The 24,647-nt window shown below is 70.8% G+C and carries 22 protein-coding genes; 7 read left to right on the top strand and 15 right to left on the bottom strand.

Translation table 11 applies throughout. The features are described 5' to 3' along the window. Window positions 1-18: 18 nt before the first annotated feature. The gene (locus N4G66_RS11605) at window positions 19-459 is read left to right on the top strand and encodes a GNAT family N-acetyltransferase (RefSeq protein ID WP_261703946.1); all 441 of its coding nucleotides are present in this window, start codon (window positions 19-21) and stop codon (window positions 457-459) included. Between the two features lie 190 nt (window positions 460-649). Here N4G66_RS11605 and galK read toward each other — a convergent pair whose 3' ends face one another. Genes galK through galT form a run of 3 tightly spaced genes read right to left on the bottom strand, consistent with a single transcriptional unit; the run spans window position 650 to window position 3,854 of the window. Further along, complete coding sequence (gene galK / locus N4G66_RS11600; protein WP_261704070.1) at window positions 650-1,792, bottom strand: galactokinase; 1,143 nt, start codon at window positions 1,790-1,792, stop codon at window positions 650-652. 11 nt (window positions 1,793-1,803) lie between these two features. Continuing rightward, complete coding sequence (gene galE, locus N4G66_RS11595) at window positions 1,804-2,769, bottom strand: UDP-glucose 4-epimerase GalE (RefSeq protein ID WP_261703945.1); 966 nt, start codon at window positions 2,767-2,769, stop codon at window positions 1,804-1,806. After that, window positions 2,766-3,854: a galactose-1-phosphate uridylyltransferase gene (galT, locus tag N4G66_RS11590; protein ID WP_261703944.1), complete on the bottom strand. Its 1,089-nt coding sequence runs from the start codon at window positions 3,852-3,854 to the stop codon at window positions 2,766-2,768. Before galT ends, galE begins: the two co-directional genes overlap by 4 nt. 178 nt (window positions 3,855-4,032) lie before the next feature. Here galT and N4G66_RS11585 point away from each other — a divergent pair, with 178 nt between their 5' ends. Both N4G66_RS11585 and N4G66_RS11580 read left to right on the top strand, forming a co-directional pair. Next, window positions 4,033-5,733, top strand: coding sequence for a sodium:solute symporter family protein (locus N4G66_RS11585; protein WP_261703943.1), 1,701 nt, complete (start codon window positions 4,033-4,035; stop codon window positions 5,731-5,733). 40 nt (window positions 5,734-5,773) lie between these two features. Next, complete coding sequence (locus N4G66_RS11580) at window positions 5,774-6,094, top strand: hypothetical protein (RefSeq protein WP_261703942.1); 321 nt, start codon at window positions 5,774-5,776, stop codon at window positions 6,092-6,094. A gap of 78 nt (window positions 6,095-6,172) precedes the next feature. On the opposite strand, the gene N4G66_RS11575 is transcribed toward N4G66_RS11580, so the two are convergent. After that, window positions 6,173-6,589 (bottom strand): PH domain-containing protein, encoded by a 417-nt coding sequence (locus N4G66_RS11575; protein WP_261703941.1) that lies wholly within the window; start codon window positions 6,587-6,589, stop codon window positions 6,173-6,175. Window positions 6,590-6,749: 160 nt separating this feature from the next. Further along, a complete protein-coding gene (locus N4G66_RS11570; protein WP_261703940.1) occupies window positions 6,750-7,151 on the bottom strand; it encodes an ATP-binding protein in 402 nt (133 codons plus the stop codon). Window positions 7,152-7,386: 235 nt separating this feature from the next. Here N4G66_RS11570 and N4G66_RS11565 point away from each other — a divergent pair, with 235 nt between their 5' ends. From N4G66_RS11565 to N4G66_RS11550, 4 genes are all read left to right on the top strand, one after another. Next, complete coding sequence (locus tag N4G66_RS11565) at window positions 7,387-8,250, top strand: helix-turn-helix domain-containing protein (protein WP_261703939.1); 864 nt, start codon at window positions 7,387-7,389, stop codon at window positions 8,248-8,250. Next, a complete protein-coding gene (locus N4G66_RS11560) occupies window positions 8,247-8,522 on the top strand; it encodes a DUF397 domain-containing protein (RefSeq protein ID WP_261703938.1) in 276 nt (91 codons plus the stop codon). The genes N4G66_RS11565 and N4G66_RS11560 overlap by 4 nt, the downstream gene beginning before the upstream one ends. A 102-nt stretch (window positions 8,523-8,624) precedes the next feature. Beyond that, window positions 8,625-9,902, top strand: coding sequence for an ATP-binding protein (locus N4G66_RS11555; protein ID WP_261703937.1), 1,278 nt, complete (start codon window positions 8,625-8,627; stop codon window positions 9,900-9,902). Window positions 9,903-9,940: 38 nt separating this feature from the next. Further along, window positions 9,941-10,837 carry an NAD(P)-dependent oxidoreductase gene (locus N4G66_RS11550; RefSeq protein WP_261703936.1) on the top strand — a complete coding sequence of 299 codons (897 nt, stop codon included), beginning with the start codon at window positions 9,941-9,943 and terminating at the stop codon, window positions 10,835-10,837. Window positions 10,838-10,868: 31 nt separating this feature from the next. Here the strand turns inward: N4G66_RS11550 and N4G66_RS11545 are convergent, their stop codons facing one another. The 10 genes from N4G66_RS11545 to rsmI all read right to left on the bottom strand — a co-directional run bounded on the left by N4G66_RS11545 (window position 10,869) and on the right by rsmI (window position 24,606). Continuing rightward, a complete protein-coding gene (locus N4G66_RS11545; protein WP_261703935.1) occupies window positions 10,869-11,582 on the bottom strand; it encodes a helix-turn-helix transcriptional regulator in 714 nt (237 codons plus the stop codon). A gap of 276 nt (window positions 11,583-11,858) precedes the next feature. Beyond that, window positions 11,859-13,757, bottom strand: coding sequence for an outer membrane protein assembly factor BamB family protein (locus N4G66_RS11540; RefSeq protein ID WP_261703934.1), 1,899 nt, complete (start codon window positions 13,755-13,757; stop codon window positions 11,859-11,861). A gap of 79 nt (window positions 13,758-13,836) precedes the next feature. Continuing rightward, window positions 13,837-15,798 (bottom strand): outer membrane protein assembly factor BamB family protein, encoded by a 1,962-nt coding sequence (locus tag N4G66_RS11535; protein ID WP_261703933.1) that lies wholly within the window; start codon window positions 15,796-15,798, stop codon window positions 13,837-13,839. Window positions 15,799-16,210: 412 nt separating this feature from the next. Further along, window positions 16,211-18,016, bottom strand: a complete 1,806-nt coding sequence (locus N4G66_RS11530; RefSeq protein WP_261703932.1) for an ABC-F family ATP-binding cassette domain-containing protein — start codon at window positions 18,014-18,016, stop codon at window positions 16,211-16,213. A gap of 309 nt (window positions 18,017-18,325) precedes the next feature. Continuing rightward, window positions 18,326-19,225 carry a 4-(cytidine 5'-diphospho)-2-C-methyl-D-erythritol kinase gene (locus N4G66_RS11525; protein ID WP_261703931.1) on the bottom strand — a complete coding sequence of 300 codons (900 nt, stop codon included), beginning with the start codon at window positions 19,223-19,225 and terminating at the stop codon, window positions 18,326-18,328. Then, window positions 19,222-20,169 carry a 16S rRNA (adenine(1518)-N(6)/adenine(1519)-N(6))-dimethyltransferase RsmA gene (gene rsmA / locus N4G66_RS11520; protein WP_261703930.1) on the bottom strand — a complete coding sequence of 316 codons (948 nt, stop codon included), beginning with the start codon at window positions 20,167-20,169 and terminating at the stop codon, window positions 19,222-19,224. The genes N4G66_RS11525 and rsmA overlap by 4 nt, the downstream gene beginning before the upstream one ends. 26 nt (window positions 20,170-20,195) lie before the next feature. Beyond that, on the bottom strand, window positions 20,196-21,761 hold the full coding sequence (locus N4G66_RS45635) for a ubiquitin-like domain-containing protein (protein ID WP_391858802.1): 1,566 nt from the start codon (window positions 21,759-21,761) through the stop codon (window positions 20,196-20,198). Window positions 21,762-22,067: 306 nt separating this feature from the next. Beyond that, window positions 22,068-22,958: a TatD family hydrolase gene (locus tag N4G66_RS11510; RefSeq protein WP_261703929.1), complete on the bottom strand. Its 891-nt coding sequence runs from the start codon at window positions 22,956-22,958 to the stop codon at window positions 22,068-22,070. Between the two features lie 82 nt (window positions 22,959-23,040). Continuing rightward, a complete protein-coding gene (locus tag N4G66_RS11505; protein WP_261703928.1) occupies window positions 23,041-23,520 on the bottom strand; it encodes a hypothetical protein in 480 nt (159 codons plus the stop codon). 228 nt (window positions 23,521-23,748) lie between these two features. Continuing rightward, complete coding sequence (gene rsmI, locus N4G66_RS11500; RefSeq protein WP_261703927.1) at window positions 23,749-24,606, bottom strand: 16S rRNA (cytidine(1402)-2'-O)-methyltransferase; 858 nt, start codon at window positions 24,604-24,606, stop codon at window positions 23,749-23,751. Window positions 24,607-24,647 lie beyond the last annotated feature (41 nt).

Raw genomic sequence — 24,647 nt, 5'->3', positions numbered from 1 at the left:
CCGTTTATGGTGAGCCGTATGTTTCGTATCGAGACAGGAGACGACAAAGACCGTCGGGATCTGCTCCGCAGGCGACTGCTGGACACGAACACGGCGGCGTCCCCTGTGCTGCGCGCTCTGCGCGGAACCCCGGCCGAACGTGAATTCCCGCTCCAGGTCTGGGCCATGGACGAGGCCGGGGACCTGGCCGGCGGTCTGGCCGGTCACACCTGGACGACCTGGCTGCACGTCACCTATCTGTGGGTCGACGACCGGTACCGGGGCACGGGCCTCGGCAGCCGGCTCCTCGCCGAGGCCGAAGCGGCCGCCACCGGACGCGGCTGCCGCGCCGCCCGCCTGGAGACCTGGGACTTCCAGGCCCCGGACTTCTACCGGAAGCAGGGGTACGAGGTGGTGTGCGTGATTCCCGACTATCCGCCGGGCACCACGGAGTACACCCTGACGAAGCACTGGGGCTGACGCCGCGTCGGGTCCGGCCGTCACCGGACCGCCGCGCACTCCTCGCACAGCCGCTGCCCCGCCGCTCGGCGCAGAGGCGGAGAGGCGGCGGGGCAGCCGGGCGGAGAGGCGGCGGCGCGCGGAGGCGGATACTCCGGCGGGCCCGGGAGCGCGCGTGACGCGTGCCCGAGTCCCTGTCCGGTCCGAGGGGTCAGCTCAGCCGGCGGGCGCCCGCCGAAGGGACCGCCGGGAACACCCGGGGGGCCGTGAAGCCCGCCGCGGCGAAGGCCTCCATGACCGCCTTGGTGACGCTGTCCACGTCGGTGGACTCCACCAGTACGACGGCGGAGCCGCCGAAGCCGCCGCCCGTCATCCGGGCGCCCAGCGCACCCGCGGCGTTCGCGGTGGAGACCGTGAGGTCCAGCTCGGCGCAGGAGATCCGCAGATCGTCGCGCAGCGAGGCGTGACCGTCCGTCAGGACCGGCCCGATCGCCCGCACGTCGCCCGCGTCCAGCAGGGCGATGACCCGGTCCACCCGGTGGTCGTCGGAGACGACGTGGCGGACATAGCGGCGGACGCGTTCGTCGGAGAGACGGGCGAGGGCCGCGTCGAGCTCCTCGTAGGCGACATCACGCAGATGGGAGACGCCCAGCTGCCGTGCCCCCTCCTCGCAGCCCGCGCGCCGTTCGGCGTACGCCCCGTCCCCGAGCGCGTGCTTCACCCGGGTGTCGACGACCAGGAGTTCGAGTCCCTGGGAGGCGAGGTCGAAGGGGACCTGGCGGATCGACAGGTCGCGGCAGTCGAGGTGCAGGGCGTGGCCCTCGGTGCAGCACGCCGACGCCGTCTGGTCCATCACCCCGCACGGCACGCCGACGAAGTCGTTCTCGGCGCGCTGTGCGAGGAGTGCCAGCTCGGGGCGGGTGAGCCCGAGTCCGTAGAGGTCGTCGAGGGCGAGGGCCGTGACGACCTCCAGGGCCGCCGAGGAGGACAGCCCCGCGCCGGTGGGGACCGTGGACGCCAGATGGATGTCCGCGCCACCGACGTCGTGGCCCGCCTCGCGCAGCGCCCACACCACTCCCGCCGGATACGCGGCCCAGCCGGTGTCCGACCGGGGCACCAGTTCGTCGACGCGCAGTTCGACGACCGGTCCGTCGATGTCCGCCGAGTGCAGCCGCAGCACCCCGTCGGACCGGCGGGACACCGCCGCGACCGCCGTGTGCGGCAGCGCGAGCGGCATCACGAACCCCTCGTTGAAGTCCGTGTACTCGCCGATCAGGTTGACCCGGCCCGGCGCCGCCCAGACGCCCTCGGGCGCGGCACCGTACAGCTCCTCGAAGCCTTCACGTACCCCCACCTGGTCCACTGCTACCCCTTCGCTACGTTCTGTGCGAACTCCCACGCGTCCGCGACGATCCCCGCGAGATCCGCGCGGGACGGGTTCCATCCGAGCCGTTCCCGGGCGGTGTCCGCCGAGGCGACCAGGACCGCCGGGTCCCCGCCGCGGCGCGGTGCCATGACCTCGGGGATCGGGTGCCCGGTCACCTGGCGCACCGTCTCGATGACCTCGCGGACCGAGAAGCCGTTGCCGTTGCCGAGGTTGCAGATCAGGTGCTCGCCGGGCGAGGCGGCGGCGACCGCCAGCAGGTGCGCCTCGGCGAGGTCCGCGACATGGATGTAGTCGCGGATGCAGGTGCCGTCCGGCGTCGGGTAGTCGTCGCCGTAGACGGAGATCGCGTCGCGGCGGCCCTGCGCGACCTGGAGGACGAGCGGGATGAGGTGCGACTCGGGGTCGTGCCGCTCGCCGCTGTCGCCGTACGCGCCGGCCACGTTGAAGTACCGCAGGGAGACGGCACCGAGTCCGTGCGCCGCGGCCTCACCGGTGATCATGTGGTCGACGGCGAGCTTGGATGCGCCGTAGGGGTTGGTGGGCCGGGTGGGCGCGGACTCGACGATCGGGGTGGTCTCGGGCTCGCCGTACGTCGCGGCCGTGGAGGAGAAGACCAGCTTGCGCACGCCGGCCTCGCGCATCGCGGCGAGCAGCGCCATGGTGCCGCCGACGTTGTTGTCCCAGTACTTCTCGGGCTTGACCACGGACTCGCCGACCTGCGAGAACGCGGCGAAGTGCAGGACGGCGTCGTACGAGCGGTCCAGCCACTTGGCGGCGTCGCGGATGTCGCCCTCGATGAACGCGGCACCGGCGGGAACGCCCTCGCGGAATCCCGTCGAGAGGTTGTCGAGAACGGTGACCTCGTGGCCCGCTTCGAGCAGGTGGCGCGCGACCACGCTGCCCACATAGCCGGCTCCACCGGTGACCAGGTACTTCCCACTCATGAACTCGCTACCTCTCGCAGTCGCTGAGCCGCGGTCTCCGGCGGCACGTCGTTGATGAACACGTTCATGCCGGACTCGGAGCCCGCGAGGAACTTCAGCTTGCCGGAAGTGCGGCGGATGGTGAAAAGCTCGAGGTGGAGCGCGAAGTCGTCCCGGTTGACTCCTTCGAACTCCTCCAGCGGGCCGAAGGGAGCCTGGTGCCACGCCGCGATGTACGGCGTCTGCGGCTCGCCCGCCCCTTCCTTCCCACCGTCCGGTCCGTCGAAGATCCGGTCGAAGCGCCTCAAGAGTTCCAGATAGACCTGGGGGAACTCTGTGCGCGCGTCCTCGTCGAGGCCGAGCAGGTCCGGCACACGGCGGCGCGGGTAGAGGTGGACCTCGTACGGCCAGTGGGCGGCGTACGGGACGAAGGCGACCCAGTGCTCGCCCGACAGGACGATCCGTGAGCCGTCCGCCAGTTCCCGTGCGAGGACCTCGTCGAACAGGTTCGCGCCGCCGGTCGCCTCCTTGTGCGCGGCGAGCGAGCGCAGCATCAGTGCGGTACGAGGGGTGGTGAAGGGGTAGCCGTAGATCTGCCCGTGCGGGTGACCGAGTGTCACACCGATCTCGGCGCCACGGTTCTCGAAGCAGAAGACCTGTTCGACGGAGGGCAGATGCGACAGTTCGGCGGTGCGGTCCGTCCACGCCTCCAGGACGAGGCCGGCCTGCGCCTCCGTCAGATCCGCGAAGGACGCGTCGTGGTCGGAGGTGAAACAGACGACCTCGCAGCGGCCGGAGTCGCCGGCCAGCGAGGGGAAACGATTCTCGAACACCACGACGTCGTACGAGGAGTCGGGAATCTCGCTCAGCCGGTCACCGGAGGACGGGCACAGCGGGCACTCGTTCGCCGGCGGGTGGTAGATGCGCCCCTGGCGGTGCGAGGCGATCGCCACCGAGTCGCCGAGCAGCGGGTCGCGGCGCACCTCCGAGGTGGTGACCGTCGGGTCGAGCGGGCGCCGGTCCACCGCGTCGCGCACCTTGTCGTCGCCCGCGTCGTAATAGATGAGCTCACGACCGTCGGCGAGCCGGGTCGAGGTCTTCTTCACAGTCGGACTCCCCATCAGCACCCGATCAAACCTTCAAACATAACCGAACACAACAAACCACAAGCCACCACCACAGTCAACGTCACAATCAAACAAAGGACACCACCCGAAGGTGCATTTCCTGCATGCGGAGGCATAGGTTCCGGTCCGATAGGTTCATGAGACGAAGCGAGTTCTGATGCAGTCCCCCACATATCCGCCCCAACCGGGCACCCTGCTCGCCGCCGAGCTGCGACTCCCCACGAACGCACTCGACTACACAATCCTCGGCATCTATTTCGTGGTCGTCCTGGGCATCGGCTTCGCGGCCCGCCGCTCGGTGAGGACGAGCCTCGACTTCTTCCTGTCCGGGCGCTCACTGCCCGCCTGGATCACCGGCCTGGCCTTCATCTCGGCCAACCTGGGCGCCACCGAGATCCTCGGCATGGCCGCCAACAGCGCGCAGTACGGCGTCTACACCGTGCACTGGTACTGGATCGGCGCCATCCCGGCGATGGTCTTCCTGGGCCTGGTGATGATGCCGTTCTACTACGGCTCCAAGGTCCGCTCGGTGCCCGAGTTCCTGCTGCTGCGTTTCGACAAATGGGCGCACCTGCTGAGTTCGATCCTGTTCGCCTTCGCCGCCGTCCTCATCGCCGGCGTCAACCTCTACTCGCTCGCGATCGTCGTCGAGGCCCTGCTCGGCTGGCCGCAGTGGGTGGCGATCGTGGTCGCCGGCTTCTTCGTCCTCGCCTACATCACCCTCGGCGGTCTCTCCTCCGCGATCTACAACGAGGTGCTCCAGTTCTTCGTGATCCTGGCGGCACTGATCCCGATCACCGTGCTCGGCCTGAACCGGGTGGGCGGCTGGGGAGGGCTGACGGACTCCCTCGACAAGACCCACGGCGCCGACTTCACGACGGCCTGGGGCGGCACGGGCATCGGCAGCGACAACCCGCTCGGCGCCAACTGGCTGACCATCGTGCTCGGTCTCGGCTTCGTGCTGTCCTTCGGCTACTGGACGACGAACTTCGCCGAGGTGCAGCGCGCGCTGTCGGCGAAGAACCTCTCCGCGGCCCAGCGCACCCCGCTCATCGCGGCCTACCCGAAGATCTTCATCGTCTTCCTGGTGATGATCCCGGGTCTGGTGGCGGCTGTCCTGGTCCCGAAGATCGGCACGAGCGGCTCGGATCTCCAGTACAACGACGCGATCCCGTACCTGATGCAGGAGTTGCTGCCGAACGGTGTGCTCGGCATCGCGGTGACCGGTCTGCTGGCCGCCTTCATGGCGGGCATGGCCGCCAACGTCTCGTCCTTCAACACGGTCTTCACGACCGACATCTGGGCGAGGTACGTGGTGACGGACCGCGAGGACTCCTACTACGTGCGCTTCGGCCGCCTGATCACGGTCGTCGGCGTCCTGGCGTCGATCGGTACGGCCTTCCTGGCCTCGTCCTTCTCCAACATCATGAGCTACCTCCAGACGCTCTTCTCCTTCTTCAACGTGCCGATGTTCGCGGTCTTCATCGTCGGCATGTTCTGGAAGCGGGCGTCGGTGAAGTCGGGCTTCTGGGGGCTGCTGGCCGGCACGACGGCCGCGATGGTGAACTACTTCGTCCTCTACAAGCAGGACGTGATCGGCTTCCCCTCCGACCAGGGCGCCAACTTCGTCTCCGCGATCGTCGCCTTCGTGGCCGGTGGCGTGGTGATGGTGGGGGTCTCGCTCTTCACCGCCCCGAAGCCGGCGGAGGAGCTCCAGGGCCTGGTCTACGGCACCGTGTCCCCCGGCATGGCCGAGCCGCCGGCCCCCGGCGACGACGCCTGGTACCGCAGGCCCGCTCTGCTGGGCTGGGGCGCGCTGATCCTGGCGACCGCCTGCTACATCCCGTTCTCGTTCTGACGAGTCCCGACCCGTTCCGACGAGGGAGAATCAAGAAACCATGTCCGACTATTCGGAACGCGACGCGCAGCGCGAGGTCTCGGAACTCGAGAAGAAGTCCGCGACCGCCGCTCGCCTGTTCGACATCCGCCGCATCATCGGCGGCCTGTTCGTGATCTACGGCATCATCGTCACCATCGCCGGGATCACGGCCTCCGACGCCGACCTCGACAAGGCGGGCGGCATCAACATCAACCTCTGGACCGGCCTCGGCATGCTCGCCCTCGGCCTGTTCTTCCTGGCGTGGCTGTGGCTGCGGCCGCTGCCGCCGACGATGCCGGAATCCCCGGCCGAGGAGCACGCTCCGCCGACGGCGGAGTAACACCCGCACCCGGGGCCGGGGTTCCTCAGGGAACTCCGGCTCTTCGAGGCGTTCGGTCCGCCTCCCCGACCCGGTCGCTCAGGCCTGGTCGCTCAGCATGATGAGTCGCTCCGCGATCCGGTCCACGCGTGACTCAACGTCGCTGCGCAAGCCGTACACGCCGGTGAGCGGCACTTCACGCCCATCCGAGAGGATGGCGACGGGGAACTCCCACAGGTCGCCCGACGGGACAACGCTCACCCAGACAAGGTCCTCCCACGGCACGAACCGCGTGCGCCATGTCCCGTGACTGCGAATGCCTTCAGGGGACACCTGGAGCCGCGCCACGGCGGTCCGCCAGGTCAGCAACGCCGTGCCTGCCATCAGGGCCCCGTCCAGCCACGGTCTGATCACCCCTGGCGCATACTCGAAACCCCCTATGCCCACCAGCATCGGCAGCTGAAGCACCAGCGCTTGCACCGCCGCCAACCATGGAATCCTGATGGTCTCCCGCACATCCGCTGTGTACCGCCGCGGGCAACCCCCTGCAACAGGTGCGGCGCAACAGCTCTCCGGGATCAGTCCCTTGGGAAACCCCAGGACCCGTTGTCCGGATCACGCCGCGCATCGCGGCGTGGCTGAGAGGGCGGCCGACCTGATCCAAGCGACAGGCCCCCTAACCGGCAGCGAGGTCGCACCACACGTACTTGCCGGTGTCGCCGCCCTGGCGCAGTGGATGCCAGCCCCAGTCGTCGGCGCAGGCCCGGACGAGGACGAGACCCCGGCCCGCTTCCGCCTCGGCGGAGGCCGCCTCCACGTCGTACGGCGGCACCGGGCTCGCGTCCCAGGCACCGATCCGCAGCACCCCGGCCCGCCAGTGCAGCCGCAGGGCCGCCGGCCCCTTCGTATGCCGTACGGCATTTGAGACCAGCTCCGCGGCCAGCAGCTCGGCGACGTCCGCGAGGCGGATCAGGCCGTGCAGGGTCAGGATCAGGCGGACAGTGCGGCGGCAGACGGTGACTGCACGGACGTCCTGGGGGATGTGCAGCGCGTAGTTCCAGGGCTCGGTTGTGGGCATGCGTGAACTCCGGTTCAGGTGTCAGAGGTTGAGGTCGCACGGCGGCGTCGGGCGGTGGCATGCCACGACCGTCATGGCAGGACGGAGTGGTGCGCTTCCGGGGTCCCGGTGTTCCGCAGCGTATGCGTCGCGTCACTGACGGTAGGTCCTCAAATTAGGACCATGCAAGCCGTTGCCGTAATCTTCCCCCTGAACGAGTCACTGCCTCCCAGCAGTTGGGGGCGAGGAGGAAGCGATGCCGCGTCGGCGACAGCCCACCGCACGTCAGGTACGCCTGGGCTCTGAACTGCGCAAACTGCGCGAAGCGGCGGGTTTGAAGAGTCGAGAAGCCGCCGAGCTGCTTGGGGCCGACTCCGTCCAGATGAGCCAGATCGAGTCCGCCATCGCGGGTGTGAGCGAGGCACGCGTACGTCGCCTGGCCGCTCACTACGCCTGCACGGACGAGGAGTTGATCGAGGCACTGGTCGCGATGGCCGCCGATCGCACGCGCGGCTGGTGGGAGAAGTACCGAGGTCTACTGCCCCTGTCCTTCCTGGACCTGTCCGAGCTGGAGCACCACTCCATCTACCGATGGGACGTGGACTTTCTGCACATCCCGGGCCTGCTCCAGACGGAGGACTACGCCCGCGGGATCCTCGGATACCGGGTGCCCGAACTCCCCGACACCGAACTCGACCTGCGTGTCCAGCATCGACTGGAACGGCGCATCATCCTCGAAGGCTCGCAGCCAACTCCGTACGAGGCCGTGATTCACGAGTCGGCTCTCCGCATCCGGGTCGGCGACCGCTCCGCAGCACGGGCTCAACTCACCCACATCCTGGAGTACTCGGAAGCGGACCATGTGACCGTACGGGTCATCCCGTTCGACCTGGATGGATTCGCCGGTGCCGACAGCGCCATGGTGTACGCGGGCGCCACCGTACCCAAGCTGGACACAGTCGTACGCGACGCACCTCAGGGTGCGGGCTTCATCGACTCCGAAGCCCAACTCGGCACATTTCGAACACTTTTCCGTAGGATGGAGGCCGCGTCACTCGACCCTGAACGATCGCGCGACTTCATCCACAGGCTGGCGAAGGAGCTACGAGGCGCGTTATGAACACCACCCTCAACTGGCAGAAGTCATCATTCTCCGGCAGCGGTGACGGCAACGCTTGCCTCGAGCTCGCCACCATCCCCGCCGACTGGCAGAAGTCCTCCTTCTCCGGCGGCGGTGAGGGCAACGACTGCGTCGAAGTCGCCGCCACCCCTCGCACCGTCCAACTCCGCGAGAGCGACACCCCCGCGACCCACCTCTCGACCGCTCCCGGCCCCCTCGCCCAACTCCTCCACCACATAAAGTCCGGCGGACTCGACGCACCCGTGGTCTGAGCGGCGGAGTCAAGGCTGATCACGCCTCCGGTGGCGACCGGGCCGTCCGGTCGCCACGTATCCGATCTCCGCGGAGAATGGGTACTCGGCGAGGTGGCGATGATGCCGACGTGGCGACTGCGGGACTTCCGCGACGACGATCTCGACCGTGCCATCCAGATCTGGGACCAGGACCGGCAGAGGGACGATTCGCCTGCCGTTTTCCCCGTGTCCGAGGTCATGGCCGCCGCCCGGACCGGCGGGCCCGCGGTGGTCGCGGTCGTCGGTGACGACCTGGTGGGCATGGCCGTGGCGCAGGCCCAGGGCGACCGGGCCTGGATCACGCTGGTGGCGCTCGCGGGGAACTGGCGCAGCCGAGGGATCGGGAGCGCCCTGATCGCCGAGCTCGAGCGGCGGCTGCGCGAGCAGGGGATCCGCCGGATCGGCGCGCTGCTCGCCCCGGAGGCCACCGGCACCGCGGCCCTGGAGAACTCCGGCTATCGGACCCGCGAGGGTCTGGTCTTCTACGAGAAGGTCGAGCATCTCGGCGCGAGCGACGCCGGTCTCCTCGCGGAGCTCGGCGGGCGGGTCCAGCCACCGGGACTCTGGGGTTCCCTCGCCGGGATGGAGCGGGAGAAGGAAGCCATCGAGCGGCGGATCGTGCTGCCGCTGGCCGAGCCCGCGCTGGCCGACCGGTACGGGGTGAGGCCACCGAAGGCGGTCATCCTCTTCGGCCCGCCGGGCACCGGCAAGACCAGCTTCGCCAGAGCCGTCGCCTCCCGGCTGGAGTGGCCGTTCGTGGAGCTCTTCCCGTCCCGGCTCGCCGCGGGAGACGGGAGCCTGGCCACCTCACTGCGGGAGACGTTCACCGATCTGGCCGGACTGGAGACCGTTCTCCTGTTCATCGACGAAGTCGAGGAGATCGCCGGCGTTCGGTCCGGCGTGGCCGTCGACCCGGGCCACGGAGTCACCAACGAACTGCTCAAGCTGATCCCCGGCTTCCGCGATCACGACGACCGCCTGCTGATCTGCGCCACCAACTCCGTGCGCTCCCTCGATCCGGCGTTCCTGCGCCCCGGCCGGTTCGACTACGTCATCCCGGTCGGTCCCCCAGATCCGGCCGCCAGGGAAGCGATCTGGCGGCGCTACCTCGGCCCCGCCGCCGACGGGGTCGAGGTGCGCCGGCTGGTGGCGGCCAGTGAGATGTTCACCCCCGCCGACATCGAGTTCGCCGCGCTCAAGGGCTCCCAGGCCGCCTTCGAACGCGAAGTCACCGACCGCCGGGGCGCACCGGCCGACACCGAGGACTACCTCACCGCCATCGCCGACACCCGTCCCTCCCTCACCGCCCAGGCGCTCACCGAGTTCAGGGAGGACATCGAGCACCACGTCCGCATGTGATGCCGGGTTCTCCTCACCGGGAGGGGGAAGCTGACGTCATGACCGACAAACTCACCGTCAGCGTCCTCGGCACCGGAATCATGGGGGCCGCGATGGCCCGTAACCTCGCGCGCGCCGGGCACGGCGTCCGCGTCTGGAACCGCAGCCGCGCCAAGGCCGAGCCGCTGGCCGCCGACGGCGCGCACATCGCGGACACCCCCGAGGAGGCCGTGCGGGGCGCCGATGTCGTCCTGACCATGTTGCACGACGGCCCCGCGGTCCTCGACGTCATGCGCCGGGCGGCACCCGGGCTGCGCGCCGGGGCCGTCTGGGTTCAGTCCACGACCGCCGGGACCGAGGCGATCGGCGAGCTCACCGGGTTCGCCGACGCGCACGGGCTGGTCTTCTTCGACGCGCCCGTCCTCGGAACACGCGCACCCGCCGAGGCCGGGCAGCTGACCGTGCTCGCCGCCGGCCCGGGCGCGGCCCGGGACACCGTGACGCCCGTCTTCGACGCCGTCGGCGCCCGTACCGTGTGGACCGGCGAGGACGGCTCGACGGGCAGCGCCACCCGGCTCAAGCTCGTCGCCAACAGCTGGGTCCTCGCCGCCACCGCCGCGACCGGCGAGACACTCGCCCTGGCCAAGGGCCTCGGCGTGGACCCGCAGGACTTCTTCGACCTCATCGACGGCGGCCCGCTCGACATGGGCTATCTGCACGCGAAGGCCGCCCTCGTCCTGGAGGACCGGCTGTCCCCGGCGAGCTTCGCCGTCAGCACCGCCGAGAAGGACGCCCGCCTGATCGTGCGGGCGGGGCAGCGGCACGGCGTGCGTCTGGACGTCGCCGAGGCCGCCGCCGACCGCCTCGGCCGCGCCGGCGCCCTGGGCCACGGGGACGAGGACATGGCCGCCGCGTACTTCGCGAGCTTCGAGGAGGGGAAGCCCCCCTCCTCGTAGCCCCTTCGCGGCCCCGCTGACCCCCTTCGCCTCAGGGGGAGTTGTCCATGTCCCCGTGCGGCGCCTGTGCCGGGAGCGGGAGCGGGCCCGCCCGGTCCAGGAGTCCCGTGCGGGCCGCGAGTGCCGCCGCTTCTAGACGGGAGCCCACGCCCAGTTTCATCAGGACCCGCTGGACATGGGTGCGGGCCGTGGACGGCGCGATGCCCATGCCGGCCGCGATGAGTCGGGTGTCCTCCCCGTCGGCGACCCGCACCAGGACCTCGACCTCGCGGGGCGTGAGCATCTGGAGCAGCCGCTGGCCCTCGTCGTCGGGCTGGGCGGCAGGGTTGAGCAGTTCACTGAAGGCACCCTGGAGCAGTTGCGGGGCCACGGCGGCCTCGCCCGCCCTCGCCTTCATGATCGCGCGCTCGACGCCCTCTATGCGTTCGTCATGGCGTACGTAGCCGGAGGCGCCGGCGGCGAACGCGGCGGCGATCCCGCGCGGGTTCGGTACCGGGCCGAGCACCAGGACCGCCACCTGGGGGCGCTCCCGTTTGATCCGCACCACCGGGTCGAAGATCCCCGGCTCGGCGGGTGTCGCCGTACCGATCAGGCACACCTCGGGTGCCCGTGTGATCACCAGCTCCGCCGCCCCCGCGGCGGGCGCGGCCGCGGCGAGCACCCGGTGCCCGCGCAGCTTCAATGCCGAGGCCAACGCCTCGGCGAGCAGTCGGTGGTCGTCGACCACCATGAGCCGGACTCCCATCAGGCAACCCCCCAGTCCCCCCAAGCATCCCCACTGGTTCCCCGTGGATTAGGAGCCCCCCGGCTCTCCATCCCCCGGAAGCTACACGCTTGTTCGACGTTGCGCTTCCCCTACTGGAGAGAAGTGCCCCGGAATATCGAAATCCCTCCCAATAGGGAGTGATGAGGGGTACGCGTGCGGCCCCGCCCCTGAGCAGGGACGGGGCCGCACGCGATGTTCCGGCCCGAACGAATTCATTCGGAGAACGATCACCGCATTCTTTCGAAGATGATCGCCTTACTTCGTTCCGAAGGCGATCGCCAGGTACGCCTTGTCGTCCGAGGAGGTCGGCTTGCTCGCGTAGACCTGGGACATGTACAGCCGGCCGTCACGGTAGAGGATCTCCGCGTACTCCGGGAGCATGCTCGACTCCGCGTCACGCGTCGCCTGGGTCGCCGGGTTCTCCATGAGCACGGTCTCCTTGAAGGAGGTCCCGTCGACCGAGACGATCTGCCCGCCCTTGTCGTACGGCGGCCGCTTGTACGCGAGGAGGCTGGTGCCGTCCATGCGCAGCGGGGTGATGGTGTAGCCGTCGCCCGCGTCCGCGCGCTGTCCGGTCTGCTTCCCGTTCGCCAGGTCGAAGGCGACGATCTCGTTGGTCCGGCTGTAGTCGCTGGTGCCGTCGTGCTCCTCCGTCGGGATGTACAGCTTGTCGTTGCCTACGGCGAGCGAGTTGCAGTACTCGATCCTGGTGATGCCGTCGCAGCGGGCCGCGTACGACTTGCCGGGCGCCGAGATCTTCGACCGCAGCTTGCCGGTCTTGTTGTCGATGGAGAAGAAGTCCGAGATGCCGCTGCCGTCACCGGCGGAGTCCCCGACGTCGGCGGCCACCACCAGCGGGTCGGTGGAGACGACACTGGCGTACTCGATGCCGGGCGACATCTTGTACTCGGAGATCACCGTCCCGGACTTCGGGTCGATGGTCTGGATGTGCAGCTGGCGCGTACTGCCGTACTCGCCGCACTTGCGGACCGCGACCAGCTTGTCGCCGCCGCCGTAGCCCGAGTCGTAGCAGCTGTCGCCGGACTTCGGCGCCCACAGGGCCTTGCCGGTGGAGATGTCGAACGCGCCGCCACCGCCGGTGCTGCCCGCGGCGACCGTGTTCCCGCTGACCGTCACGTTGTCGAGGTTGATCGACTCGTCACCGGACTTGATCGTCCGGGTCCACAGCTTCTTGCCGGCGTCGAGGTCGACGGCGGCGAGCTGAGTGCATCCATGCGAGGGCTGGGCCTTGGTGGGCATGGCCGGCTCGTAGATGATCGCCGTGCGGTCGGCGTCCGTGCTGTGCCGACTGGCCTGGCACACCGGGCCGGGGAGCTTGATCGTCCAGGTCTTGGCGCCCGAGTCCGGGTCGTAGCCGTTGATCTCGGCGTTGCCGGTCTTGGCGTACACCTTGTCGGTGAGCCAGGAGCCGGCCGTGGTCACGCTGTTGATGTCCTTGGCCACGGCCGGCGCGGGGATCTGGAACAGCAGCGTGGAGCCGGTGTCGGCCGACGCCTTCTCCTTGCCGTTGGAACCGCTGGCGTCGCCGCCCTTGCCGTCGGCACCCTTGCCGCCGGAGCCACCGGTGCCGCCGCTCGATCCCCCGGCGTTGTTCTTGTCGCTCTTCGAGTGCTGGGAGTACAGGACGCCGCCGCCGACGATCAGTGCGACGGCAACCACGGCCGCCACGATGATGGCCACCTGGCTGTTGACCTTCCGCCCGCCGCCCCCTTGCGGAACCTGCGGCTGCATCGGCGTGGTCTGCGGCTGCGGCTGCGGGTAGCCGTAGCCCGGCTGGGCCGGGTAGCCGTACGGGGGCTGCGGCTGGCCCGGGTAGCCGTAGCCCGGCTGGGCCGGGGGCTGCGTCTGCGGGTAGCCGTACGGCTGCTGCGGCGGGGCCGCGGGCGGCGCCGTCTGCGGATAGCCGTAGCCGGGGCCCGGGGCGGGCGGAGGAGGCGTCGGCGCGCCGAAGCCGCCCGGAGGCGGGTCCTGCGGGGCCCCGAAACCGCCGGACGGCGCGTCCTGCGGTGCGCCGAAGCCGCCGGGGTCGGGGTCTCCCCCGCTCGAACTCTGCTGAGAGCCCGGGGAAGGGTCCTGCGGTGCGCCGAAGCCCTTCGGGGGCTCGTTCGGCGGTGGCGGGGGCGGCTGGCTCATGACGTGAGTACCTCGGGATGCGTTGGGACGGCGGGCCTGTGCGCGTGCGGGGCGCGACGGAACGGAGGGTGGGCGTCGGTCACTTGCCGTAGGCCAGCATCAGCTTCTCCTTCGCCTGGTCATTGCCCGTCAGCCGGGTGGTGGAGATGTAGAAGCGTCCGTCCACGTAGTCGACGGCCTTCGAGTAGAAGCCGGTCTCGATGTTCGCGGTGCCCTGCGGGTTCCGGAGCAGCTCGGTGAGGGCGTGACCGCCGCCGGTCGTCGGAACCGACACGATGCGGCCGCCGCCGTCGTACGACGCCTCGACGTAGGCGATGAGATGCGTACCGTCCGTCTTCATCGGCATCATCGCCGCGTCCGCCGGGGACTTGACGCGCCACTTCTCCTTGCCGGTCGCGAGGCTGAACGCGACGACCTCGTTGGGCCCGCTCTTCGCCTCGGTCGGCAGATAGAGCGTGTCGGCGTCGGCGACGGCGCCGAAGCAGCCGGTCAGGTCGCGGTTGAGGATCGCGAAGCCGCACTCGGGCGCGAAGCCGTCGTCGCTCTTGAGCTGCGAGCGCAGATCGCCGTTGTCCTTCAGCACGGTGATGTTCACCGTCTTCTTCGCGTCGTTGGTCAGATAGAGCACCACCGGGTCCACGGAATAGGCGCGTTGGACCCGCCAGCCCTTGGGCATCTTCGTCGTCCACCTGGCCTTGCCGGTGGCCGGGTCCAGTTCCTGCACCTCGTCGTGTTCGGTGTCGCTGCCGGCCCCGCAGGACGAGACGGCGAGCAGCTTGGGGCCGCCCGCGAATCCCGCCGGGTAGCAGCCGGCGCCGTACTTCTCCTTGTCCCACAGCTTCTTGCCGCTGGAGACGTCGTACGCCGTTCCCGACATCGAGCGGCCGACCGTCAACGTGTGGCCGGTGATGGACAGTTCGACCGTGAGCGTGCTGTCGAAAAGGGTGCCGTCCGCGACCTTCCCGCTCCAGCCCTTGGCGCCGGTGTTCAGGTCGATCTGCTGGAGCTGGTTGCACTTGGCGCTGCTGGCGGCACCGCTCATGTAGGCGATGACGACCTTGTCGTCGGCCGTCTTCTGCGGGGTGACCGCGCAGATCTTCTGCGGGAACGTCAGCGCGTCCCAAGTGGGCTTGCCGTCGCCGACGTTGAACGCGAAGAGCTGCTTGTAGGCCGCCTTCACCGCCGTCTTGCCGGTGATCCACATCCCTGGGGCGTCGGCACCCGAACCGGGCGCGTCGGGTGCCGACTTGTACCAGAGGACCTTCGCCTCGCCCGCCTTGCGGCCCGCGTTCAGGTTGTCCTCGTCCTGGCCGCCGTCGCCGCTGCCGTCACCGGGGTTGACCGGGTCGTCCGACGCGGACGTGGTCGGGCTGTGGCTCGGGCTCTGCTGCGCGACGGGCTTCTTCCCGTCGTCACCACCGGCGGCGACGGCCCATACGGTGCCGCCGACGACGAGCAGCCCGGCCACCGCGGCGGCGATGACGAGCGCGGGCCTGCCCTTGAACGGGTTCTTCGAGCCCCCGCCCGGACCACCGGGCGGCGGGGTGCCGGGCGCGCCCGGGTACGGCGCCTGGGGCGGGTACCCGTACCCCGGCTGCTGCCCGTATCCGTAGGGCCCGGGCTGGCCGTACGGACCTGGCTGCTGAGGCTGGCCGTACGGACCTGCCTGCTGGGGCTGGCCGTACGGGCCCGGCTGGGTGTGGGGGCCGGGCTGCTGGGGATATCCGTAGCCGGGCTGCGGGGACCCGGCCGGCGGAGCGTACTGGGGCGCGGGCGCCTGGGGCGGCTGCGCGGGGGGAGGGGGCGTGCCCTGTGGCGCGGCGGGCGGACCGGGGGGCGCGCCCTGCGAACGCGGGTCCTGTGACACGCCCTGCGGCGCACCTTGCGGTGCGCTGTGCGGCGGGCCCTGCGGTTCGCCCTGGGGTGCACCGAAACCACCCTGCGACCGCGGGTCCCGCGAAGCGTCGGCCCCACCCGTCGGCGACTGGTCCTGCGGTGCTCCGAAACCACCCTGCGGCGGCTGACTCGGCGGCTGACTCATCAGCGCTTCCCCCTCTTCACTGATGTGGCGCCCCACCGGCGGCGCTGGATTCGCGCCTCGTCCGGTGGTTCTCAGACTGTTCTCAGACCGCTCTTTCTATCACTTTGGGGGGCGCGGGCAGGGGGCCGGTGCGCGCCCTGTTCCCAAGGGAGAACCGGGCTGTGATGCCGTCGTTACGCGCCTTCACGTGCCCTTCACGCCGGGCGAGCAAGGTGGGTTCAACGCCGCGAGGGGCACAGCGAGGAGGGCGAGGGGCGCGGCGGGGAGGGGCGCATACTGCAACTCGGGGGCGCCTGACGGGAATTCCACGCCCATCGGCGGGTTGTGCACGCCGGACGAGCGCGCCTGCTCGTGGTGCCTCCGCGCCCCGGGAGGCACCACGAGCTCGCCGAAGGGCGTGCGCCCCTCGGTGTCACGCGTCTTCGGCCAGCTCCAGCCAGCGCATCTCCAGTTCCTCGCGCTCCCCCGCCAACCCGCGCAGCTCGGAGTCGAGTTGGGCGACCTTCCCGAAGTCGGTGGCGTTGTCGGCGATCTGGGCGTGCAGCTTGGTCTCCTTCTCGGAGATCTTGTCCAGCTGGCGCTCGATCTTCTGGAGTTCCTTCTTTGCGGCGCGGGCGTCGGCGGCGGATGCTGCCTTGACCGGGGCGGGGGCGGCGGCGAGCACGGCGGCCGCGGCCACCTCCTCGATCTTCTTGCGCCGCTCCAGGTACTCGTCGATACCGCGCGGGAGCATCCGCAGGGTGGCGTCGCCGAGGAGCGCGAACACGTTGTCCGTGGTGCGCTCGATGAAGAAGCGGTCGTGGGAGATCACGATCATGGAGCCGGGCCAGCCGTCGAGGAGGTCCTCCAGCTGGGTGAGGGTCTCGATGTCGAGGTCGTTCGTCGGCTCGTCGAGGAAGAGGACGTTGGGCTCGTCCATCAGCAGGCGCAGGATCTGCAGCCGGCGGCGCTCACCACCGCTGAGGTCCCCGACCGGCGTCCACTGCTTCTCCTTGTTGAAGCCGAACGTCTCGCACAGTTGCCCGGCGGTCATCTCGCGGCCCTTGCCGAGGTCGACCCGGTCGCGGACGGCCTGGACGGCCTGGAGCACGCGCCAGTTCGGGTCGAGTTCGCCGACCTCCTGGGAGAGGTAGGCGAGCTTGACGGTCTTGCCGGTGACGATCCGGCCGGCGGCGGGCTGCTTCTCGCCCTCGGTGCGGGCGGCCTCGGCGAGGGCCCGCAGCAGGGAGGTCTTGCCCGCGCCGTTCACACCCACCAGGCCGACACGGTCACCGGGGCCGAGCTGCCAGGTCAGGTGCTTGAGCAGCACCTTGGGCCCGGCCTGCACGGTCACGTCCTCCAGTTCGAAGACGGTCCTGCCGAGCCGCGAGTTGGCGAACTTCATGAGCTCGCTCTTGTCGCGGGGCGGCGGCACATCGGCGATCAGCTCGTTGGCGGCCTCGACGCGGAAGCGCGGCTTGGAGGTACGGGCGGGCGCTCCGCGCCGCAGCCACGCCAGCTCCTTGCGGACCAGGTTCTGCCGCTTGACCTCTTCGGTCGCGGCGATGCGCTCGCGTTCGGCCCGGGCGAACACGTAGTCGGTGTAGCCGCCCTCGTACTCGTACACCGCGCCCTTCTGCACGTCCCACATCTGGGTGCAGACCTGGTCGAGGAACCACCGGTCGTGCGTCACGCAGACCAGCGCGGAACGGCGCTCGCGCAGGTGCTTGGCGAGCCAGGCGATGCCCTCGACGTCGAGGTGGTTGGTGGGCTCGTCGAGGATGATCAGGTCCTGCTCCTCGATGAGCAGCTTCGCCAGCGCGATACGGCGCCGCTCACCGCCGGAGAGCGGGGCGATCACGGTGTCGAGCCCCTGCGGGAACCCGGGCAGGTCGAGACCGCCGAAGAGCCCCGTCAGTACGTCCCTGATCTTGGCGTTGCCCGCCCACTCGTGGTCGGCCATGTCACGGATGACCTCATGGCGGACGGTGGCCGTGGGGTCGAGCGAGTCGTGCTGGGTGAGCACGCCGACATTCAGGCCGCCGGAGTGGGTGACACGGCCGGTGTCGGGCTCCTCCAGCTTGGCGAGCATGCGGATCAGGGTGGTCTTGCCGTCCCCGTTCCGGCCGACCACGCCGATCCGGTCGCCCTCGCTGACGCCGAGGGAGACTCCGTCGAGCAGTGCACGGGTGCCGTACACCTTGCTGACGGACTCGACATTGACCAGGTTGACGGCCATTTCTCTCCTGAACAAGGGGGACGATCGACCCTCAAGAGTAGTCCGCGCGGTGCGGGCGCCGAGCCGTGCCGTACGCCGCCCCGTCCCGGCCCCGCCTCCCGGGGGCGGGACAGCCCGCCCGCCGCACCCCGTCCGGCAGGACGCACACACCGTCCGAGCCCCGCCGTACGGGCCGCCTCCGGAACGCCGTCAGACCGATCCGTGGCGCCGTCAGACCGATTCCGGAGCCGCCGTCGGACCGACCTCGGACCACCCCCGGGCCGACGCCGGACCACCCCCGGGTGGACGTCAGAGCACCCCGGGTGGACGTCAGAGCACCGTCGCGCCGGGCGCCGGGCTCTGGGTGACGCGTGCCGAACGGCAGGTGCCCGAGGCGAGAAGGGCCCCGGCGATCGTCTTCGCGGACCCCGCGTCGGGGGCGAGGAAGGCCGTGGTCGGGCCCGAGCCGGAGACGAGCGCGGCCAGGGCACCGGCCGCGCGGCCCGCCGCGAGGGTGTCGGCGAGGGCCGGGAAGAGGGAGAGGGCCGCGGGCTGGAGGTCGTTGGAGACGGTGCGCGCGAGCGCCCCGGCGTCCCCCTTCGCCAGCGCGTCCAGCAGGTCCTGCGAGGCGACCGGCTCCGGAACGCGCAGGCCATGGTTCATCCGGTCGAACTCCCGGAAGACCGCCGGGGTCGACAGCCCGCGCTCGGCCATCGCGAAGACCCAGTGGAAGGTCCCGCCGACCTCCAGTGCACGCAACTGCTCACCGCGCCCGGTGCCGAGTGCCGCCCCGCCCACCAGGGAGAACGGCACATCGCTGCCCAACTCGGCGCAGATGCCGAGGAGTTCGTCGCGCGAGGCGTTCGTGCCCCACAGCGCGTCGCAGGCGAGCAGCGCGCCGGCTCCGTCCGCGCTGCCGCCGGCCATGCCGCCGGCGACGGGGATGTCCTTGTCGATGTGGAGATGGACGGCCGGGTCGATGCCGTACCGGCGGGCGAGTTCGACGGCCGCGCGGGCCGCGAGGTTCGTGCGGTCCAGGGGCACCTGTGCGGCGTCCGGGCCCGCGCAGGTGACGCGCAGTTCGTCCGCGGCGGTGACCGTCACCTCGTCGTACAGGCCGACCGCGAGGAACACGTTGGCCAGGTCGTGGAAGCCGTCGGGGCGTGCGCCGCCGACCGCGAGCTGGACGTTGACCTTGGCAGGGACGCGTACCGTCACCGTCTCCGTCACGGCTGGGTCGACTCCTCGTTCTCGGCGTTCTCGGCGTTCTCGGGGCGGTAGCGGCGGGCGTTCCTGGTGTCCGCACCGCTCGCCTCACCGCGGTTCTCCGCGATCCGGGCGAACTCCTCGACCGTCAGGGACTCGCCGCGGGCCTGCGGGGAGACACCGGCGGCGACGAGCGCGGCCTCGGCGGCCGGGGCCGAACCGGCCCATCCGGCGAGGGCGGCCCGCAGGGTCTTGCGTCGCTGCGCGAAGGCCGCGTCGACGGCCGCGAACACGTCGTTCTTCCGGGCGGTCGTGGAGATCGGCTCGGCACGCCGGGTGAGCGACACGAGTCCGCTGTCGACGTTGGGCGCCGGCCAGAAGACATTGCGTCCGATGGATCCGGCCCGCTTCACCTCGGCGTACCAGTTCGCCTTCACGGACGGCACGCCGTACACCTTCGAGCCGGGCGGGGCGGCGAGCCGGTCGGCGACCTCCGCCTGGACCATCACGAGCGTGCGCTCGATCGTCGGGAAGGTGTCGAGCATGTGCAGCAGGACGGGCACGGCGACGTTGTACGGGAGGTTCGCGACCAGCGCGGTCGGGGGCGGGCCCGGCAGTTCCCGGACCTGCATGGCGTCCGAGTGCACCAGCGAGAACCGGTCGGCCCGCTCCGGCATGCGGGCCGCGACCGTCGCGGGGAGCGCGCCCGCGAGGACGTCGTCGATCTCGACGGCGACGACCCGGTCCGCCGTCTCCAGCAGGCCGAGCGTCAGCGAACCGAGGCCGGGACCCACCTCCACGACCACGTCGTCGGGCCGCACCTCGGCGGTCCGCACGATGCGGCGCACCGTGTTGGCGTCGATCACGAAGTTCTGGCCGCGCTGCTTGGTGGGCCGTACGCCGAGGGCTGCCGCGAGTTCGCGGATCTCGGCGGGGCCCAGGAGGGCGTCGGAGGTGGGGCTGGTCACGAGCCAAGGGTACGGGGGCTCCGGCCTCAGCCGTGCAGCCGTGGCCCGCAGTGCGGCCAGGGACTCGTTCCCCGGCGCGCGTACAGCTTCTTCGCCCGGAGGGTCTGTTCCGCGGCCGGGGCGTCCTGGGGGCGCCCCCTGCCGCCGAGCGTGTGCCAGGTGTGGGTGTCGAACTGGTAGAGGCCGCCGTAGGTGCCGGACGGGTCCACGGCGCCGGGCCGGCCTCCGGACTCGCACGCTGCGAGGCCGGACCAGTTCAGGTGGTCGGCGTCGCCGGTGGACGGGGGATGCGGCTTCGTGCCGACCCTGACCAGCTGGTTCTGCGGCTGCCGCACCACCTCGGACCGGACTGGGCGCGGCCTCTGCTTGACGCCGTTGACGGTGCGCAGGGTGTACGTGACGCGCAGCGCTCCGTACCGACCGGGACGTTCGACGACCTCGATGCCCTTGAACAGCGAGGAGTCGTCCGCCCGCCGCACATCGAACGGAATCGGTACCTCGCGGACCTCCTTGGCCCCGGTGACCCGCAGGACCGTGACGGTCTGCCCGTCCCGCGGGAAGCTCCCGGCCGGCACCGAGGTCATGTCCTGTCCGTGCAGGGTGATCCCGGCCTCGTGGACGGCCTCCCCGACGCTCGCGGCGTTCGTGCGGATCGTCCGTGCCCGGCCGTCGGCCATGATCGTGACCGCGCGCTCGGTCCGCACGTCGAGCGCGAGGCCCTGGCGCCCGATGCGCTGGGAGCGCGAGGTCGACAGGTACGCGCCCTCGGCGCGCACCCCCAGCTGGCTGAGCGCCCCGTCCACGGTGTGCGCCGTCGTCCACACCCTGCGCCGCTCCCCGTCGAGGGTGAGGTGCACCGGGCGCCCGTAGCGCACCGCTACCTCGTCCCCGTCGGTGAGGCCGGTGCCGGGGGTGGGCGCGACCACGTCGTGCGCGCCGACCTTCACGCCTTCGTCCGCGAGCAGTTCCGTCACGTCGTCCGCGAAGGTGTGCAGGGTGCGCGGTCGGCCGTCGACGCTGAGGTCGATCGCCTTGTCGCCGGCGACGAACGCGGAGGTGCCGCCGGCCAGGAAGGCCACGACCAGGGCCTGCGGGATCAGCCGGCGCAGGGATTCGGGGCGTTCCGGGATGCGCCTGCGCCGGGCCGCGCGACGTGCCTCGGCCCGCCCACCCGCCACGCGCACCCCCTCACGCCCGTCGGCGCCGTCCGTGCAGCCTGTACCGCCCGCAGGGGTCACAGGGGCCGCAGGGATCGTGATGGCCACGGTGTCCGCCGCCTGACACGGAAGGCTGGGCTCGGTCGGCGCATCGGGCGCACCGAATACGCCCCGTACACCAGGCACCCCGGGCACACCGGGCACCCCGGGCGCCCCGGGCACACGGGGCGCGTTCGGTGCCGCGGGCTCGGGCGCGCGCGTCTCGTACGCCGGGCGGTAAGGGTCCGGTCGGCCCTGGCCGTACGGCCCGTAGCGCGGGTACTCCGCGGAGCCCGAGTACTCCTCGTAGCCGGGGTGGGGCGCACCGGCCGCACGGACCGCGCCGGGCCCCTCGGACGCGTCACGCACGTCGAACACGCCAGGCGCGCCGGACATGCCGAGCACACCTGGCACGCCATGCACGCCGAGCGGGTCCGCCGCGGCGGACGCACCGGCCGCGGCGGCGACACCGGCAACGCCGACGACGACGATGGTGGCTTCGTCGCCACCGGTCGGTCCATACGTCTCGTACTGCTCGTACCGCGAGCTGCTCACGACGACACGCTCCAGGGTCCGGATCGGGCGACCAGAACCTAGCGGAGCGGTCGTCACTCTCCAAAGCAACGCGACTACGCTGTGTCGCGACACTCCCTCGCGAAAGACCCGTGTCCGGCCGGGGGAAACCCCGGGGACCGTTATGGGTCAGTAATCGAACGCGCGCGCCGTATTGGCGGAGATCGAGGTCGCCAGCGTGTCTTCGCCGATCCCACGCACCGCGGCCATGGCGCGCACCGTGACCGGAATGAGATACGGCGCGTTGGGCCGTCCGCGGTACGGGACGGGGGTCAGGAAGGGCGCGTCGGTCTCGACGAGGACGAGTTCGAGCGGGGCCACGGCCAGCGCGTCGCGCAGCGGCTGGGCGTTCTTGAAGGTCATGTTGCCGGCGAAGGACATGAAGTAGCCGGCGCGGGCGCAGACCGCGGCCATGTCGGCGTCGCCGGAGTAGCAGTGGAAGACGGTCCGCTCCGGGGCGCCCTCCTCCTTGAGGATGCGCAGGACGTCGGCGTGGGCGTCGCGGTCGTGGATGACCAGGGCCTTGCCGTGCCGCTTGGCGATCTCGATGTGGGCACGGAAGGAGCGCTCCTGCGCCTCCTTGCCCTCGGGCCCGGTGCGGAAGTGGTCCAGGCCGGTCTCGCCGACGCCCTTGACGTGCGGGAGGGCGGCGAGGCGGTCGATCTCCGCGAGTGCCTCGTCCAGCGCGGCGTCGCCGCCCGGCTGCCTGGCCCCCTGGCGGGACCATCCGTCGGGGTCACCGTGCACGATCCGGGGCGCTTCGTTGGGGTGCAGGGCGACAGTGGCGTGGACGGCGTCGTGCGCGGCCGCCGTCTCGGCCGCCCAGCGCGAGCCCTTCACGTCACAGCCGACCTGGACGACCGTCGTCACACCGACCGCCGCGGCCTTGGCGAGGCCCTCCTCGACGGTGCCGGACTGCATGTCGAGGTGGGTGTGCGAGTCGGCCACGGGAACGCGCAGGGGCTCGGGAAGCGGGGGCGCGGCGTTCTTGTCGGGGGCGCCGGAAGCGGAGGAAGGCATGCCCCGATCCTACGAAGGGGGCATGCCCGGCCTCACCTCGCGGGGAGCCGGGAGGCCGTCCCGTGGGTCCCGCCCGGCCCGGTCAGCCCGCCCGGCGGTGCTGGAACGGGTGCAGCAGGTCCGACAGGTGCCAGTGGTGCGGTTCCTTCGGGGCGTCGGAGGGCTCCCCCGGCATCTCCCCTTCCGGGCCGTCCTCGGGCTGTCGCGGCACCGGACGGTGCTGGCGGTGCTGGCGGTGGGTCATGGAGTGCATGGAGTCGAGAACGGAGGACACCTGACCGGCGCGCATGATGCGCACCACGTGGCTGTCGCAGTTCAGGCAGGTGGGCCGGCTGAGAGGCGACGGCACGACGTGGCCGTTCGCCACGTACATCACGAACTCGCCGCCCTCTGCGTCGCGGTGGTGCTCGATCTCGTACGACTGTTCCCAGCCGTGCCCGCAGCGCATGCAGGCGAAAGAATAGGATTCGTGAACCACGGCCGTCGCCGCCCCGCGATGCCCGGTCTGTTCGGTGACCTGACCAGCGGCGATGCCGCCGGTCCGTCCTGCCATCTCACTCATGCCAGCTCCTCTTGTCCGCTGGACAAGCACCTCCGTCGACGGAATTCCCCCTGAATTCCATCGAATCGCCGAAGGCGAGGGACGGGTACGTCCCTTCGTCCAGTGGACGCTTCTCCCGGCGCGAACGCATCCGGCCTGTCGAGTGTTGGAGGCGTTTTGGCCTTTCCTTGTCGCAAGGCTCCTTTTACGCGGCCTGATCTTTGCTTTTGACGATAGTCCTTTGCCCTTCTATGGGCCGCTTCGTGCGGCGTTCTTCGCCGCGACAACCGCGTCGAAGACATCCCGCTTGGGAATTCCGGCCTCCGCGGCGACGGCGGCGATGGCCTCCTTGCGCCGCTCCCCCGCCTCCTCGCGCACCTGCACCCTGCGCACCAGTTCGCCGGCGTCCAGTTCCTCGGCACCCTTCTCGGGGGCACCCTCGACGACGACGGTGATCTCGCCGCGGACACCCTCGGCGGCCCAGGCGGCCAGCTCGCCCAGCGGGCCGCGCTTGACTTCCTCGTACGTCTTGGTCAGTTCGCGGCAGACGGCGGCGCGCCGCTGGGTTCCGAAGACCTCCGCCATGGCGGCGAGGGTGTCGTCGAGCCGGTGGGGCGCTTCGAAATAGACCAGCGTCCGGCGCTCCTCGGCGACCTCCCGCAGCCGGGACAGCCGCTCGCCCGCCTTCCTGGGCAGGAAACCCTCGAAGCAGAAGCGGTCGACGGGCAGGCCGGACAGCGCGAGCGCGGTGAGCACCGCGGACGGGCCGGGTACCGCGGTGACCTTGATGTCCTTCTCGACCGCGGCCGCGACCAGCCGGTAGCCGGGGTCCGACACGGACGGCATCCCGGCGTCGGTCACGAGCAGGACCCGCGCCCCGCCGACGAGCGCCTCGACGAGTTCCGGGGTCCGGGCGGCCTCGTTCCCCTCGAAGTACGACACGACACGCCCTGTCGTCTGGACGCCGAGGGCCTGGGTGAGCCTGCGCAGCCTGCGGGTGTCCTCGGCGGCGACGACATCGGCCCCGGTCAGTTCCGCGGCGAGCCGTGGCGGCGCGTCGGAGATGTCGCCGATGGGGGTACCTGCCAACACAAGGATTCCTGTCACGGTTCCATCCTCGCAGGGGCACCGCCCGACGAGCTCATCCG

Source organism: Streptomyces rhizosphaerihabitans, assembly GCF_025399795.1.
GTDB classification, from domain to species: domain Bacteria; phylum Actinomycetota; class Actinomycetes; order Streptomycetales; family Streptomycetaceae; genus Streptomyces; species Streptomyces rhizosphaerihabitans.
This window is presented reverse-complemented; position numbering and strand designations above follow the sequence as displayed.